16 protein-coding genes are annotated in these 15,244 nt (G+C 62.1%); 7 read left to right on the top strand and 9 right to left on the bottom strand.

Annotated features, from left to right (window positions below):
• The first annotated feature begins 334 nt into the window (after positions 1-334).
• A complete protein-coding gene (locus KEC16_RS00845; RefSeq protein ID WP_211545768.1) occupies positions 335-1,126 on the top strand; it encodes an FkbM family methyltransferase in 792 nt (263 codons plus the stop codon).
• Between the two features lie 91 nt (positions 1,127-1,217).
• On the opposite strand, the gene KEC16_RS00840 is transcribed toward KEC16_RS00845, so the two are convergent.
• Positions 1,218-1,565, bottom strand: a complete 348-nt coding sequence (locus KEC16_RS00840; protein ID WP_211545767.1) for a phasin family protein — start codon at positions 1,563-1,565, stop codon at positions 1,218-1,220.
• A gap of 195 nt (positions 1,566-1,760) precedes the next feature.
• Between KEC16_RS00840 and KEC16_RS00835 the strand changes: the two genes are divergently transcribed.
• On the top strand, positions 1,761-2,888 hold the full coding sequence (locus tag KEC16_RS00835) for an efflux RND transporter periplasmic adaptor subunit (protein ID WP_211545766.1): 1,128 nt from the start codon (positions 1,761-1,763) through the stop codon (positions 2,886-2,888).
• Positions 2,885-5,956, top strand: a complete 3,072-nt coding sequence (locus tag KEC16_RS00830; protein ID WP_211545765.1) for an efflux RND transporter permease subunit — start codon at positions 2,885-2,887, stop codon at positions 5,954-5,956. Before KEC16_RS00835 ends, KEC16_RS00830 begins: the two co-directional genes overlap by 4 nt.
• On the opposite strand, the gene KEC16_RS00825 is transcribed toward KEC16_RS00830, so the two are convergent.
• Entirely contained in the window at positions 5,953-6,867 is a 915-nt protein-coding gene (locus KEC16_RS00825) for a hypothetical protein (RefSeq protein ID WP_211545764.1), read from the bottom strand. The two genes, KEC16_RS00830 and KEC16_RS00825, sit on opposite strands and share 4 nt — an antisense overlap.
• A 216-nt stretch (positions 6,868-7,083) precedes the next feature.
• Here KEC16_RS00825 and KEC16_RS00820 point away from each other — a divergent pair, with 216 nt between their 5' ends.
• The 3 genes from KEC16_RS00820 to KEC16_RS00810 all read left to right on the top strand — a co-directional run bounded on the left by KEC16_RS00820 (position 7,084) and on the right by KEC16_RS00810 (position 7,945).
• Entirely contained in the window at positions 7,084-7,410 is a 327-nt protein-coding gene (locus KEC16_RS00820; protein ID WP_249208611.1) for an NHLP leader peptide family natural product precursor, read from the top strand.
• Positions 7,411-7,511: 101 nt separating this feature from the next.
• Complete coding sequence (locus tag KEC16_RS00815) at positions 7,512-7,688, top strand: hypothetical protein (RefSeq protein ID WP_211545762.1); 177 nt, start codon at positions 7,512-7,514, stop codon at positions 7,686-7,688.
• Between the two features lie 83 nt (positions 7,689-7,771).
• Positions 7,772-7,945, top strand: a complete 174-nt coding sequence (locus tag KEC16_RS00810) for a hypothetical protein (protein ID WP_211545761.1) — start codon at positions 7,772-7,774, stop codon at positions 7,943-7,945.
• A 24-nt stretch (positions 7,946-7,969) separates the two neighbouring features.
• On the opposite strand, the gene maiA is transcribed toward KEC16_RS00810, so the two are convergent.
• The 7 genes from maiA to KEC16_RS00775 all read right to left on the bottom strand — a co-directional run bounded on the left by maiA (position 7,970) and on the right by KEC16_RS00775 (position 13,712).
• Positions 7,970-8,614 carry a maleylacetoacetate isomerase gene (gene maiA / locus KEC16_RS00805; RefSeq protein WP_211545760.1) on the bottom strand — a complete coding sequence of 215 codons (645 nt, stop codon included), beginning with the start codon at positions 8,612-8,614 and terminating at the stop codon, positions 7,970-7,972.
• Positions 8,611-9,624, bottom strand: a complete 1,014-nt coding sequence (locus KEC16_RS00800) for a fumarylacetoacetate hydrolase family protein (protein ID WP_211545759.1) — start codon at positions 9,622-9,624, stop codon at positions 8,611-8,613. The genes maiA and KEC16_RS00800 overlap by 4 nt, the downstream gene beginning before the upstream one ends.
• Before the next feature lie 73 nt (positions 9,625-9,697).
• Positions 9,698-9,922 (bottom strand): DUF2783 domain-containing protein, encoded by a 225-nt coding sequence (locus KEC16_RS00795; protein ID WP_211545758.1) that lies wholly within the window; start codon positions 9,920-9,922, stop codon positions 9,698-9,700.
• 14 nt (positions 9,923-9,936) lie between these two features.
• Positions 9,937-11,589: an FAD-dependent oxidoreductase gene (locus KEC16_RS00790; RefSeq protein ID WP_346343987.1), complete on the bottom strand. Its 1,653-nt coding sequence runs from the start codon at positions 11,587-11,589 to the stop codon at positions 9,937-9,939.
• Between the two features lie 88 nt (positions 11,590-11,677).
• Positions 11,678-12,643 carry an MBL fold metallo-hydrolase gene (locus tag KEC16_RS00785; RefSeq protein ID WP_211545756.1) on the bottom strand — a complete coding sequence of 322 codons (966 nt, stop codon included), beginning with the start codon at positions 12,641-12,643 and terminating at the stop codon, positions 11,678-11,680.
• Positions 12,644-12,807: 164 nt separating this feature from the next.
• Positions 12,808-13,218, bottom strand: a complete 411-nt coding sequence (locus KEC16_RS00780; protein ID WP_211545755.1) for an Rrf2 family transcriptional regulator — start codon at positions 13,216-13,218, stop codon at positions 12,808-12,810.
• Complete coding sequence (locus KEC16_RS00775; protein WP_211545754.1) at positions 13,215-13,712, bottom strand: GNAT family N-acetyltransferase; 498 nt, start codon at positions 13,710-13,712, stop codon at positions 13,215-13,217. Before KEC16_RS00775 ends, KEC16_RS00780 begins: the two co-directional genes overlap by 4 nt.
• Before the next feature lie 399 nt (positions 13,713-14,111).
• Between KEC16_RS00775 and KEC16_RS00770 the strand changes: the two genes are divergently transcribed.
• Positions 14,112-15,242, top strand: a complete 1,131-nt coding sequence (locus tag KEC16_RS00770) for a 4Fe-4S dicluster domain-containing protein (RefSeq protein WP_211545753.1) — start codon at positions 14,112-14,114, stop codon at positions 15,240-15,242.
• Positions 15,243-15,244 lie beyond the last annotated feature (2 nt).

Raw genomic sequence — 15,244 nt, 5'->3', positions numbered from 1 at the left:
CTTTACCCCACCAAATGTTAGCCAAGACCGTACTGCCTGCATGACGCCCATGCAAGCGGTTTAAACATGGCCGAAACCGTCATATTTTGCACAAATTGCGTGCACAGCTTGCTTCGCCCGCCCCCCGTCTCATGAGGCCACAATGATCGGCAGAACCAGGAAGCGGCCCAAGGGCTAAAACCAAGGGACGGGAAGCGTGAACCGGCCGAGGCCGAAGTTCTGATTGTGCCATCCCCGCCCATTCGCTATGAACTGCTCCGGACACGATCAAAGCAAAAGACATCCCCGGCGCGTAATGCGGGGAGCGTTTTTCCGCCAAGCCCCGAGGGGATCAATGAGCAAGACTTTCGCCAAAGCTATCGCTGGACTGGCGAGCGCCCTGACGTGCTGGCAGCGTCCCATGCGCCAAGCCAACACTTTGCTGCGGGTTTCCAACCTGTTACAGCGCCGCCATAGCGTTCAGACCAATGCCGGGCCGGTCCATTTTCTCAGCACCCATCCGCAGGCGCTGGACTATCCGTCCAGCCTGCTGACGCGCGAACCCGACACCATCACGTGGCTGGACCAGCTTTCAGCCGATTCGGTCCTGTGGGATATCGGCGCCAATGTCGGCGCCTATGCGCTCTACGCGGCGCGGCGCGGCGCCACGGTCTGGGCATTCGAACCGGCGCCGGCTTCCTTTGCCGCCTTGTCCGAGAATGTCCGCATCAACCGCCTTGATGACCACATTTCGGCGCTGCCGCTGGCAGTGGCCGGCAAGAACGGCATCGACTATCTGGCCATGGCCTCGACCAATCCCGGCAGCGTGATGCATTCGGTCGGGGCCGAAGCGCCGTTCCGCCAATCGGTGCTGTGCGTCACCGTCGATGATTTCATCCGCAGTTCCGGCGCCCCCGCCCCCACCCATATCAAGCTGGATGTCGATGGCATCGAGCCCGATATCCTGGAAGGGGCGCTGGCCACCCTGGCGGCTCCGTCCTTCCAGTCCTTGCTGGTGGAGATGGATGCCGAGGACACCCCCCGCAACGCCACCATCGTCGCGATCCTTGGCCGCGCCGGGCTGAAGCTGATCCAAATGGGACCGATCAGCCATCAATCGCGCAACGGCATCTTCGCCCGGGCATAAGGCAAATCGCCGATATCCGTCGTCTTCAAACGAAAACCGCGCCTTGGAAACCCAAGGCGCGGTCTTTTCGTCGTCGAGACCAGAAGTAGGATTACTTGGTCACGGACTTTTGCAGAGCTTCGACCTGGACCTTCACCGGCTCGAAAGCCTGGGTGAACACCGACTGGGTCAGCTCGGCGATGTTGCGGCTGTCGGCGACGGCGGCTTCGACGCCTTCCTTGACCAGCTTCTGCTGCAATTCGATGAATTCAGCCGGGTTCTTGACGCTGGCCAAAGCCTGCATGGAAGCGGTCAGCTTCTCGGCGTTCTTGGTGGCCAGAGCCTGATAAGCCTTGGCCAATTCCTGATAACCGGCGATGGCGGCGCTGCCGCTCTTGGTCAGGGCTTCGGTGCTGGCCTTGGTGGCGGCGGCGATCTGTTCGAAATTGGCGGTCGGCATGATGGCTTCCTCGAGTCTTGTGGTGTCGCAGGTCGGTTGAAACGTGCTGCTGCAATGCAACATACAGGCACCATAACGGTTTCCCACAAGAATTCAACAAGAATGTTGCGTTGCAGCATTTTTGACATGATTGACCGTTACCCTCCGTTACCCAACTCCCGTTGACGGCGGCCCGCTTACCTGCAAGATGAAGCCATGAAGACATCACGCACCGCCCTCATCGTCGCTGCCTTGCTCGCCCTTGTCGGCGCCGGCTGGTATTTGTCCGCGGCGAAGCCGCCGCCGCCGCCGACCGAAGCCAAGGCCGTCCCGGTGATCACCGCCCAGGCCAGCCAACGCCCCATTCCCATCCGGGTCGAAGCGGTCGGCAACGTGCAGGCGCTGGCGGTGGTGCCGGTGCGCCCGAGGGCCGAGGGCGAAGTCTTGCAAGTTCATATCAGCGAGGGTCAGGAAGTGGCCCAGGGCGACACCTTGTTTACCTTGGACGCCCGCACCGCCGAGGCCAATAAGCGTCAGGCCGAGGCCAATCTGGCCCGCGACCGGGCACAGCTTGACCGGGCCCGCGCCGATCTGGTCCGCTATCAAGACCTGCTCAAGGTCGGCTCGGCCACCCGGCAAAAGGTTGAACAGACCCAGGCCGAGGCGATCCAGGCCGAAGCGGCGGTGCGCGCCGATCAGGCGGCCATCGACAATGCCCGGCTGACCATGGGCTATTCCACCATCAAGGCGCTGGTTCCGGGCCGGACCGGCACCATCAACGCCAAGCTCGGCTCGCTGGCCAAGCCCGGCGACAGCCAGGCCATGGTCACCATCACCCAGATGCGGCCGATCAACGTCGCCTTTTCCGTGGCGGAAAGCCATCTGCCTCGCATCCGCGCCGCCATGGCCGCCGCCCCGCTGGAAGCGGTGGTCACCTCGACCGCCGACCCGGATTTGCGCGCGGTGGGGTATCTCAGCTTCATCGATTCGGCCATCGACACCACCACCGGCACCATTGGCCTGAAGGCCAATTTCGCCAATGACGACACCCGGCTGTGGCCGGGGCAATTCGTCAACGTCACCTTGACGCTGGGCACCGAAACCCAGGCCCTAACCATCCCGGCCGAGGCGGTGCAGAGCGGCCAGAACGGCACCTTCGTCTTCACTGTCGACGATCAATCCAAGGCCGATATTCAAGCCGTGCGGGTGGATCGGGTGGTGGATGGCATCGCCGTCATCACCCAGGGACTGACCCCTGGCGCCAAGGTGGTGGTCCAGGGCCAGATGCGCGTTGCCCCCGGCCTGACGGTCAGCGAACGCGCCCCGCAGGCGGTGAAGCCGTGAACTTCTCCGAAGTCTTCATCCGTCGCCCCATCGCCACCTTACTGCTGACCCTGGTGCTGGTGTTCGGCGGTCTGGTCGGCTGGCGGCAATTGCCGGTGGCGTCGTTGCCCAACGTCGATTTCCCCACCATCAGCGTCAGCGCGTCGCTGCCTGGGGCCAGCCCCGACACCATGGCGTCGTCGGTGGCGGCGCCGCTGGAACGGGAATTTTCCACCATCGCCGGGCTGGAGACCATCACCTCGGCCTCTGGCCAGGGCACCACCTCGATCACCCTGCAATTCGTGCTTGATCGCGCTATCGACGGCGCCGCCCAAGATGTGCAGGCGGCGATTACCCGAGCCCAACGCCGGCTGCCCGAGGAAATGACCACCCCGCCGTCCTTCCGCAAGGTCAACCCATCGGATTCGCCGGTGGTGCTGCTGGCCCTGTCATCGCCGACCACGCCGCTGGCCACCTTGGACGATTACGCCCAGACCATCTTGCTGCCGCGCCTGTCGCGTCTGTCCGGCGTCGCCCAGGTGCTGGTCTATGGCAGCCAGAAATTCGCCGTGCGCGTCCAAATGAACCCGGACGCCCTGGCATCGCGCAATATCGGCGTCGATGAACTGAGCGCGGCGATCAAGGCGGCCAATTCCAACTCGCCGCTGGGGGTGCTGAACGGCCCCAAGCAGCAACTGACCCTGCAATCCAACGCCCAATTGCCCGATGCCGCCGCCTTTGCCCAATTGGTGGTGGCCTGGCGCGACGGCGCCCCTGTGCGGCTGCGCGATGTCGCCACCATCCTTGATTCGGTGGAAAACAACCGCACCGCCAGTTGGTTCAACGGCACCCGCGCCATCGTCTTGGCGGTCCAACGCCAACCCGAGGCCAACACCGTTCAGGTGGTCGATGATGTCCGCGCCCTGATGCCGACCATCAAGGATAGTCTGCCGCCCACCGTCGATGTCCAGGTGATGAACGACCGCTCGCGCTCGATCCGCGACGCCATCGTCGATGTTCAATTCACCTTCGCCATCACCATCGCCCTGGTGGTCCTGGTCATTTTCCTGTTCCTGCGCCGCCTCTCGGCCACGCTCATTCCGGCCATCGCCATGCCGGTGTCGCTGATCGCCACCTTGGGGGCGATGTCGCTGTTGGGCTTTTCCCTCGACAACATTTCGCTGTTGGGCCTGACCTTGTCGGTGGGGCTGGTGGTCGATGACGCCATCGTCATGCTGGAAAACATCCAACGCCACGTCGACGAGGGGATGAAGCCATTCGACGCCGCCATCAAGGGCGCGCGCGAAATCGGCTTCACCATCATCTCCATCACCGTGTCGCTGGTCGCCGTGTTCATCCCCATCTTGCTAATGGGCGGGGTCATCGGCCGCATGTTCCATGAATTCGCCGTGGTGGTGACCCTGGCCATCGGCATTTCCGGCCTGGTGTCGCTGACGCTTACCCCGGTGATGTGCGCCCGTTGGCTGCGCCCGGAACACGACAGCCAGGCCGGCCGGTTGGAAAAAGCGCTGGAACACGGCTTTAACGCCGTGCAGGCATTCTATCAGCGCAGCTTGGATTGGGTGCTGGCCCATGGCCTGTCCATGCTGGCCCTGGGCATCGTCACCGTGCTGGCCACGGTGTGGCTGTTCCGCGAAGTGCCCAAGGGCTTTTTCCCGACCGAGGATACCGGCCAGATCTTCTTGCAGACCGAAGCGGCCCAAGATATTTCCTTTGCCGCCATGGCCGAGGAGCATCAGCGGGTTGCCGCCATCGTCCAGGCCGATCCCTATATCGCCACCGTCACCTCGGCGGTTGGGGTGTCTGGCCTGTCCAATGCCGCCAATTCGGGGCGCATGTTCATCAATCTGGTCGGCCGCGACCAACGCCCGCCGGTCGAGCAGGTGATCCAGCAATTACGCAAAAAGACCGGCGGACGCCCTGGCATCAACGTCTTCATCACCCCGATCCAGACCCTGAACCTGGGCGGACGGTCGTCGAAAAGCCAATATCAATACACGCTTGAGGGCATCAATCAGGCCGAGCTTTATGCCTTTGCCGACCAGCTGACCACCCGCATGGCGACGGAACCCAGCGTCCAGGACGTCACCAGCGATTTGCAGGTCAAAAGCCCGCAAGCCCTGGTGGCGGTCAACCGCGACAAGGCCGCCGCCCTGGGCGTGCGCCTGGAAGACGTGCGCAGCGCCCTGTATTCCGCCTATGGCTCGCGCGAGATTTCCACCATCTACGCCACCATCGCCGATTACGCGGTGATCTTGGAGATGGACCCGCGTTTCCAGGCCGATCTGTCGGCTTTGGCCAAGCTCAAGGTGCGCTCGACCGAAGGGCCGCTGGTGCCGTTGGACGCGGTGGCGGAAATCGGCCGCACCGTCGGGCCGCTGACCATCAACCACCAAAGCCAGCTTCCCGCCGTCACCATCGCCTTTAATCTGGCGCCGGGGGTGGCGCTGGGCCAGGCCGCCGACCGCATCAAGGCGATCCAGACGGAAATGGGCATGCCGGCCGGCATCACCTCCAGCTTCGCCGGCACCGCCAAGGTGTTCCAGCAATCGCTGGGCAACCAGGGCATCTTGCTGCTGGCCGCCGTGGTGGTCATCTACGTCATCTTGGGGGTGTTGTACGAAAGCCTGATTCACCCGGTGACCATCTTGTCCGGCCTGCCGTCAGCGGCGGTGGGCGCCTTGGCCACCCTGATGCTGTTCCGCCAGGAATTGTCGGTGATCGCCATGATCGGCATCTTGATGCTGATCGGCATCGTCAAGAAAAACGCCATCATGATGATCGACTTCGCCCTTGAGGCGCAGCGCCACCAGGGCCTGCCGGCGCACGAAGCCATCCGCCAAGCCTGTTTGCTGCGCTTTAGGCCGATTATGATGACGACCATGGCCGCCATCATGGGGACGCTGCCCATTGCGCTGGGCCACGGCGCCGCCGCCGAATTGCGGCAACCGCTGGGTCTTGCGGTGGTCGGCGGTCTGGTGGTCAGCCAAGCGCTGACCCTTTATATCACCCCGGTGCTGTATTTGTGGTTCGAGCGCCTGCGCGCCCGCCTGGGCGGAAAAGCCTAGCCTAGCTTCCGCCACGACACCATCAGCCGGTCGGCCCAATCGGCATGGGGGCGGAAATGGCGTTCCAGCACCCGCACCATGTCGGGTTGGCCGGCGCCGCTTTCCACCACCACCCGGGTGTCTTGGCCATGGCGTTCCCCCAGACGGCGCGCCCCTTCGGCATAAGCGCCGAGCAACCAGCCCCGGCTTGCCTGGGGCTGGCGCACCCAGCCGACCGGAAAATACCAGCGGTTCATCGCCGCTTGGTGCTGACAAACCACCCAGCCGCGCACGTCCCCATCGGCATCGACCAGCACCATGGACGCCTCGGGGTGCAATTTTTCCAGCCAATGCCGAGGACTGGCCCAGGCCGGCGCTTCCCCCGTCGCTTCCAATTCGGCCACCTTGGCCAAGGCCGCCATCCCCGCCTCGGCCCAGGTCAGAATGCGAAAGCCCTCGCGGTTCAGCCGTTCGATGATGCCGGCACGATGACGGAAAACGGAAAAGGTCTCGCGCACCGGGCCGCAAATGCGATGGCTGGTCGGTTCCGGGGTTTGCCAGCCTTCCGCCGCCAATAAGGCGGTAAAGCCGTCAAAGCCGGGCAGACGATCGGAAAAACAGGCTTCCAGCGCCGTCACCCCACCCCGTCGGATCAGCGTTTCGGTGGTGGCGCGCAGCATCAGCCGGCCGACACCACGGCGCCGCCACGCCGGCGCCACCGTCAGCGACAACAGGTTTTGGCCACCCCCCGCCCCTTTCACGCTGACGCTCAGTCCCACCGGAACAGTGCCGGCCCAGACGGCGAGGCTGACGGCGCGCGAACGCCGTTTTTCGTCCTCGGACCAAGACAGCAGCGGAGCATAAGCGCCCCAGGTCAATCCGGCCAAGGCGGCGGCCTGATCGCGGGTGGCTTCGCTGACCCTTAATCCCATGGATAAGCCCCTTGTGTCGCGGCAAGAGCGACCATTGTTAACAATCATCGGTTCAAGGGGGAAGAGACTGGCGCCACCTATCAATGTCCGTTGATGTTGACATCAAAGTTGTCGCCAAATCAAAAAATACAAATACGGTGGCGAAGGGAATGAATTGCTGGGAATAGGGTCAATACCCGATGGGCTCGGCATCTTTAAACTGGAGACATGAACTCGATGACGACTGAAAACCCCTTGGCCGAAGTTCGCCGTCACGCCGAGAAGCTGCTGACCGAGCGGGCGCAATCCGACGCAACCTTCCGCACCTTGCTCAAGGACAATCCGCATGCGGCGCTGAAGCAATTGCTCGGCACCGATCCGGTTCCCGCCCTGAAGATCACCGTGATCGAGGAACAGCCGGGTGAAGCGGTCATCGTCCTGCCCGCCGCCCTTGACGCCTCGGAACTGCCCGACGAACTGCTCGACCTCGCCTCGGGTGGGATCTCATTCAGTTCCTTCGTCCTTTTCGACGAAAAAAGCATGCCGAAGAAGCCGGCGAAGTAACCTGCCCATCCCCCCGGACATCGGTCCGGGGGGATGTCATATTACCTTCCCTTGCCTTGCCATGGCTTTATGAGTATCTGTCCCGCGACAAAGGGACCGCCATGACCGAACAACACGACGAATTCCACCATTGCCCCGCCTGCGACCACCGCACCCGCCACCGGGTCAGCCGTGACCGCAAACTGGCCCCGGTACTGTGGTGTCAGCGCTGCTTCCATGTTCATATGGAAACCACCGCGCCCACCCCGGCCGAGATTCCCGCCCAACAGGTGGCCTGAATCCACCGTTTGCGATACCTCACAAACAATCTTTACATATATGGCTTTTAGTATAGGGTGCGCGACCTGACAAGGACGTGACCATGACCGAAACCAACGACGAATTTCACCATTGCCCGGCCTGCGACCAGCGCACCCGCCATCGGGTCAGCCGTGACCGCAAGCTGACTCCGGTGTTGTGGTGTCAACGCTGCTTCCATGTCCACATGGAAACCCAATCCCCCGCCCGGCCCGAATTGGTCCAGCAGGTCGCCTGAACGCCATCATCCGGCTGCGCCAATCTATTCGAAATCCGGCTGCGCCTCGGGTGCCGCCTTGGCGAAAGCCGGCAATTCCTGACAATTGGCGGCGATGCGGCGAATGGTCGGCATTGCCGCCAAATCGCATTTGAAGCGCTGGGCATTAAAGACCTGCGGCAGCAGACAGCAATCGGCCAAGCCGGGATTGTCGCCATGGCAAAACACGCCGGTCTCGGATCGCCCGGCGAGCATGGCCTCCACCGCCAGCAAACCGCTTTCGACCCAATGGCGGTACCACGCATCCTTTTGCCGCTGATCCAGGGCTAATGTCCCCGCCAAATAATGCAGGACCCGAAGATTATTGATGGGGTGGATTTCGCAGGCAATGGCCAGGGCGATGGCGCGCACACGGGCGCGCCCCAGCGCATCCGCCGGCAACAGGGCCGGTTCGGGGTGGGTCTCCTCCAGATATTCCATGATCGCCAACGACTGGGTCAGCACCTGACCATCGACGTCAAGGGCCGGCACCAAGGCTTGCGGATTAATCGCCTGGTAGGCCGAGGATTTTTGTTCGCCCCCGCCGCGCACCAGATGGATGGGCACCGCCTCGTATTCCAACCCCTTAAGGTTCAAGGCGATACGCACCCGATAGGCGGTGGAGGAACGGAAATAGGTATAAAGCTTCATGGCAAGCGAGAGACGGTCTGGTCGATGGCGCCGAAAATGCTGCGCCCCTGCCCGTCGGCCATGTGGATGCGAACCCGATCCCCGAACTTCAAGAATCCGGTTTTGGCCGCTCCGCCTTCGATGGTTTCGTACATGCGCAGTTCGGCCAGACAGCAATAACCGACGCCGCCATTGTCGATGGACGACCCCCACAAATCGCCTTGCTTGTTGGACACCGTGCCCGAGCCGATGATAGAGCCCGCCGCCAATGCGCGGGTTTTCGCCACATGGGCGACCAGCTGCGGAAAGTTGAAAGTCATGTCGACGCCGGCATTAGGGCAGCCGAACGCCGTGTCGTTGATGGCCACCACCAACGGCAGATGCACCTTGCCATCGGCCCAGGCATCGCCCAATTCATCCGGGGTGACGGCGACGGGGGAAAACGCCGAAGCCGGCTTGGACTGCAAAAAGCCAAACCCCTTGGCCAGTTCCGCCGGGATCAGATTGCGCAACGAGACGTCGTTGACCAGCATGATCAGGCGGATGGCCCCGGCGCAGCATTCCAACGACGCGGCCATGGGCACGTCGCCGGTGATCACCGCCACTTCCGCTTCCAGATCAATACCCCAATCCTCGGTCACGGCGATAATGTCGTCGCACGGCCCGACAAAGCAATCCGAGCCGCCCTGATACATCAGCGGATCGGTGTGAAATTCCGGCGGCAGCGTCGCGCCACGGGCCTTGCGCACCAGTTCGACGTGATTGATATAGGCCGAGCCATCGGCCCATTGATAGGCCCGCGGCAAGGGCGAAGCACAGGCGGCCGGGTCAAAGGCAAAGGCGTCGGCCAGATGCCCGGCATTGAGCCCGACGGAAACCGCATCCAGCTTCGGCGCCAACCGTTCCCAATCGTCCAGCGCCGCTTGCAAGGTGCCGGCGATGCTGGGGACGGCGACACAGCGCGACAGATCGCGGCTGACCACCACCAGGGTACCATCGCGGCCGCCGGCCTTCAGGGTTGCGAGCTTCATGCCTAGGTCATCCTTATACACTTGGGCGACACCGTCACCTCGCCGAGACCGAGGTGACGGTGAAGCTCACGGGTTACACATCCTCGCGCGCGGCTTTCATCGCCTCGGCCAGCACATCCATGTCACCGATGTGATTGGCCAACAGCAAGATCAGCTTGGCATTGACCAACGCGCTTTGTTCGTCGGTCAGATCGCGATGAGTTTCGATCAGCATTTCATAGAAATCGTCGTTAGGGCTGAAATCGCGGAAATAGCGCTTGCCCGTTTGGTAGAAATTGGCGGTGGTGATGAGCGACATCTGTTTTCTCCCGCTCAGGAATTGCAGGTGGCGCGGGCGACGGCAGCGCGGATGGCCGCCGCATCGAATGTGCGCCAACGGGCGGTAACGTGTTGATCCGGACGCAGCAGATGCACGCTGCCCGGCGTGGCGTCATAGGCCTTGGCGAAGGTGCCGTTGACGTCTTCGAAAGCCATCATCCCAGGCAAAGCCTTGCCGCCGGCCGGAACCACGGCGATGGTGGTCACGCCGATGGGGTCCGACAGCAGGGCGTCGGCGCCAGCCAAGGCCGCTTGGGGGGCATAGACCAAGGCGATGAACTGGTTGCCGACATGATCGAGCAGCCAGCCGTCCTCGCCGTTAACCCGGATCGAAGCGTCATCCATGGCCGCACCGGGAACCATATCGCCGCCGAAGGCATCGGTATCGGCGGTGTTCAGGCGTGAGTCGGTATAGAAACACGGCACCGACAGACGGCCGGAATTGACCAGGGCGCGGGCGAACGGATGCTTGCGCGCCAGACCCAAGGTGGCGTTGCGGAAGGTCAGCGAGGTCTTGGATTTCGGCGTGATGAAATCGGTCGATCGGGTCGAATTCATCAGGTTCTCGTCGGCGCCCCAGGTGCGTTCGCGGCTATAGGTGTCGAGCAGGCTTGGCGGCGCCTTGCCGTCCATCACCAGCTTTAGCTTCCACACCAGATTATCGGTGTCCTGAATGCCGGAATTGGCCCCACGGGCGCCGAACGGCGACACCTGATGGGCGCAATCGCCGGCAAAGAACACACGGCCATGCCGGAAATCAGTCATCCGCCGACACTGGAAGGTATAGACACTGACCCATTCCAGTTCGAACGGACGGTCGTCGCCCAGCATCGCCTTGATCCGCGGGATAACCTTTTCCGGCTTCTTTTCCTCTTCCGGGTCCGCTTGCCAGCCCAACTGGAAATCAATGCGCCAGCAATTATCGGATTGGCGATGCAACAGCACCGATTGCCCCGGATGGAACGGCGGATCGAACCAGAACCAGCGCTCGGGCGGGAATTCCGCTTCCATCACCACATCGGCGATAAGAAAACGGTCCATGAAGATCTTGCCGTCGATATCCAGGTTGAGCATGGAACGGATGGGCGAGCGGGCGCCATCGGCGACGATCAGCCAATCGGTTTCCAGGGTGTAGAAACCGTCGGGGGTTTGCACCTTGACGGTCACCTTGTCGTCTTGCGGCTCGACCCCGACCACCTTGTTCTTCCAGCACAGCTCGACGCTGTCGAACTGGGCCAGGCGATTGATTTCGTACTCTTCCAGATAATACTGTTGAAGATTGATCATGCCCGGCCGCTTCTGGTCGGCATTGGGCTTGAGATTGAAGTTATAGACCTCTTCCTCGCGGAAGAAGGTGCGGCCGACATTCCAGCTCACCCCTTTATCGACCACCGGATCGCCGACGCCCAGGCGGTCAAGCACCTCCAGCGCCCGCTTGGCGTAACACACCCCGCGAGAGCCGACCGAAACGGTGTCGTCGTCATCCAAGATCACCACCGGCACGCCCTGTTGGGCCAAATCGATGGCGGCGGCCATGCCCACCGGGCCAGCCCCCACCACCACCACCGGGTAGCGCGGAACGGTGTCGCCGCCGGCCCCGGTGGGCAGGCGGAACTGGTATTTCGGATATGCGTAGGTCTTGAGCACGATATCTCCTCCCTGTGTGATTAAAAGCGCCCGGAGTTGATCCCCGGTTGTCGCCGCGACGCCCGCCCAAGCGGGCATGAATGAAAAATCAGACTTCCTTTTGCAGCGCCGCCCACAATTCCTTGTCGCGTTCCGCCGTCCAGATGCGCGGATGGTCGATGCCGGCGGCTTCGTCAAAGGCGCGGCTGACATCGAACGGCAGGCAATGTTCATAGATGAAGACCTGGGCGAATTTGGGGTCCATGGCCAGACGCACATGCTTCATCGCCTGGAACAGGTCCATGCCCTGGGCCACCGCTTCCGCCGCCGATTGGTACAAGGTGCCGACGAAATCGCTGGTATAATCCAGGCCCTTGGCCACTTCGGCCGGGTTCAGCAACGCCGGACCGCGGCCGGGCACCAGCTTTTCGGCGCCAAGCGTGCGCAAAGCGGCCAAGGTCGCCGGCCATTGCCGCAGATGAGCGTCGCCGGTATAGCAAGCCGCCTCGCATTCCACCAAATCGCCCGAGAACAGCACCTTTTCACTCGGCAGCCAGACCACGGTGTCGCCCTTGGTGTGGCCGGCCCCCAAATGCTTGATCTGCACTTCCAGCTTGCCCAGGTACAGGGTCATCGATTCCTGGAACACCAAGGTCGGCCACGTCAGACCGGGCACCGTCTCGAAATTCTGGAACAAACGGGGAAAGCGGTCGTATTCCGACTTCATGTCATGCTCGCCGCGTTCGACGATCAGATCATAGGTGCCTTGGCTGGCGATGACCTGCTGGCAGCCTTCGGCGGAATAGGCCGAAGCGCCGAGCACGCGCACGGCGTGATAATGCGACAGCACCACATATTTGATCGGCTTGTCGGTGACCTTGCGGATTTCGGCGATCAGACGACGGGCCATCACCGGGGTGGCCAGGGCGTCGACGATCAGCACGCCGTCATCGCCGATGACCACGCCGGCATTGGGATCGCCCTCGGCGGTATAGCCCCAGGCGTGTTCCGACAATTGAGTGAAAGTGGTCTTTTTTTCTTCCAGATCGGCCACCGAGGCGAATTGCTTGCTCATGAAAACCTGTCTCCGTTGAGCCCATGGGGTCTTGCAGGCAATTCTGAAATGCAGAACTTATTCTGTCAACCGGAAACGCACTGCAACAAAAACCCCGCCCGGAGCGAACCGGGCGGGGCTTCAATCAACAAGAAAGGACGGATGAAACGGATCGGGAAAAAGCCTCAGCCCTTCTTGTCCACCAGCTTCAGCATGGTTTCCAGACTGATGGAGGCGAAGGTGGCCCGGGCGATGTCTTCGATTTCGGTCAACACCTGACACAGGGCGCCGCCACCGGGGGTGCCGTCGCCGTCCTCGCGTTCGCCCCGCGCCAACGGATCGATGGTTTCGAACAACTGGATCACATCCAAAAGCGTGGTGCGCTTGACCGAGCCGGAAAAGCGATAGCCGCCGCCGGCACCGCGCACCGCTTCCAGCAGCCCGGCACGCCCCAGCGAGCGCAGCACCTTGGCCAGATGGTTGGTGGAAATGCCGTATTTTTCGGCGATTTCATGGGCCGACATTTGCCGACCGGGATCACCGGCCAGTTCAAGGATGGCGAACAAGGCGCAGCGCGTGGCTTTTTGCAACTTCATGGCGCCGCCAGCTCCATTTCCAACTGAATGAACGGACCGGCCATCATGCCTTGGCTGCGAAAGAAGCTCATGGCCAAGGTATTGTCGCGGGCCAGCATGGTGCGAATGGTGGTCACCCCGGCCTGACGGAAACTGTCGCACACCGCCTGGAACAGGGTTTGCCCGACATAGCGGGTGCGCACATCGCGATTGATGCCGATGGCGAACACCCAGCCGCACGGCGGCGAGCCGAATTCCCAGGCACGGATTTCACCGACGATGAAGCCGATCACCTGCTCGCCCTGGCAGGCACACAAGAACAATCGGTTGAGATGGGCCAAGCCGGGATCGGCGGCTGGCTGACGCACATAGCGATCATGAATGTCTTCCCAATAACCGGGCTTTTCAATGCCGGTAATGGAAACGTCGATAGCGGCGACCTGGGCGATATCGCCATGAGTCGCCGTCCGCAACGTATATGCGCTATCCCCGCCGCGCATCAGGATTTCGGGCATGTTTGTCCGCTCCGCCTTCGTTGACTCTGTTCTAGGCTAGAGGGCGGTGCGTTGACAACGGAAAAGACCCATGCCCCCAGGGGTTTAGCCTTCATGCTTGCGATAAGCGATGCAGTCGTCGCAAACAGTGCCGACCACATTCTCCTCCAGATTGGCTTGACGCAAGCTTTGGAAGGCTTAGGCGTGCCAGGCCGACCTGACCAGATTGGGGCGCCCCGTAATGCTGGTCGATGAAGGAATGCTGCTGGTAAAAATCATTCCAAACTGTCGCCGCAATATTTGAAGTTTCCACTAAATATTGTCATTGCTGGTTTGCGCGGTTTACTCATGTGAGTGATTGGCGGAAAGAAGCTGTGGGTGTAGCATCACTTGGCCCTTACTGAATAACGGGGGGGAGTGATGGCCAAGGCCAAGAGCAACAGCATCGCCACACCGGTCCTCGACACCAGCGGACTGGACGGTTTGATCAAGCTTCTTCGCGACAAGGGATATCAGGTTATCGGCCCGCACCGGGCTGACGACGCGGTGGTTTATGACGTCATCGACAGTATCGACGCCCTGCCCGCCGGCTGGGGGGCCGAACAAAGCCCCGGCCGTTACCGTCTGCGTCGTCGCGATGACGATGCGCTGTTCGGCTATGGCTTGGCGCCACAGGGATGGAAGCGGCAGCTTTACCCGCCGCGACAGAAAATATTCGGCGCCAGCCGTCAAAATGGCGGCTTTGCCGTTGATGCCCCGCCCCCACCATCGCCGCCCATGGCCTTTATCGGCGTGCGCGCCTGCGAGTTGGCGGCCATGGGCCGGCAAGCCAAGGTGTTCGGCGACCGCGACTTCGCCGATCCTGGTTACCAACGCCGTCTGGCCGAGGCTTTTGTCGTCGCCGTGCAATGCAACGAGGCCGATTCCACCTGTTTTTGCCTTGCCATGGGCAGCGGCCCCGAGGTTACCACGGGATACGATATCAAGCTGGTGGAAGTGGTGACCAAGGACCGCCACGTCTTTATCACCGAAGCGGGCAGCCCGCGCGGGGCCAAGATGCTCAAGGCCCTGAAAACCGGCAAGGCCAGCCCGGCCGACCTCTCTGCGGCGGAACGATCGCTCCGGCATGCCGGTCAGCAACAAAGACGGCTGGATGCCGCCGCCGCCCGCGCGCTGGCCGCCAATCCCGAGCATCCACGCTGGGATCAGCTGGCCGAACGCTGCCTGAGTTGCGGCAATTGCACCATGGTCTGCCCGACCTGCTTTTGCACCACGATCGACGACGTCACCGACCTTAAGGGCGATCACGCCGAACGCTGGCGGAAGTGGGATTCCTGCTTCACGTTGGATTTTTCCTATATCCACGGCGGCGCCGTGCGCACCGAAACCCGGTCACGCTATCGGCAATGGATCACCCACAAATTATCCACCTGGGTCGATCAATTCGACGAGACCGGCTGCGTTGGTTGCGGCCGCTGCATCACCTGGTGTCCGGTGGGAATCGACATCACCGAGGAAGCCGCCGCCATCACCGATCAAGGGAGGACCTGACC

The organism is Magnetospirillum sulfuroxidans, from assembly GCF_018224925.1.
Taxonomy (GTDB): domain Bacteria; phylum Pseudomonadota; class Alphaproteobacteria; order Rhodospirillales; family Magnetospirillaceae; genus Magnetospirillum; species Magnetospirillum sulfuroxidans.
This window is presented reverse-complemented; position numbering and strand designations above follow the sequence as displayed.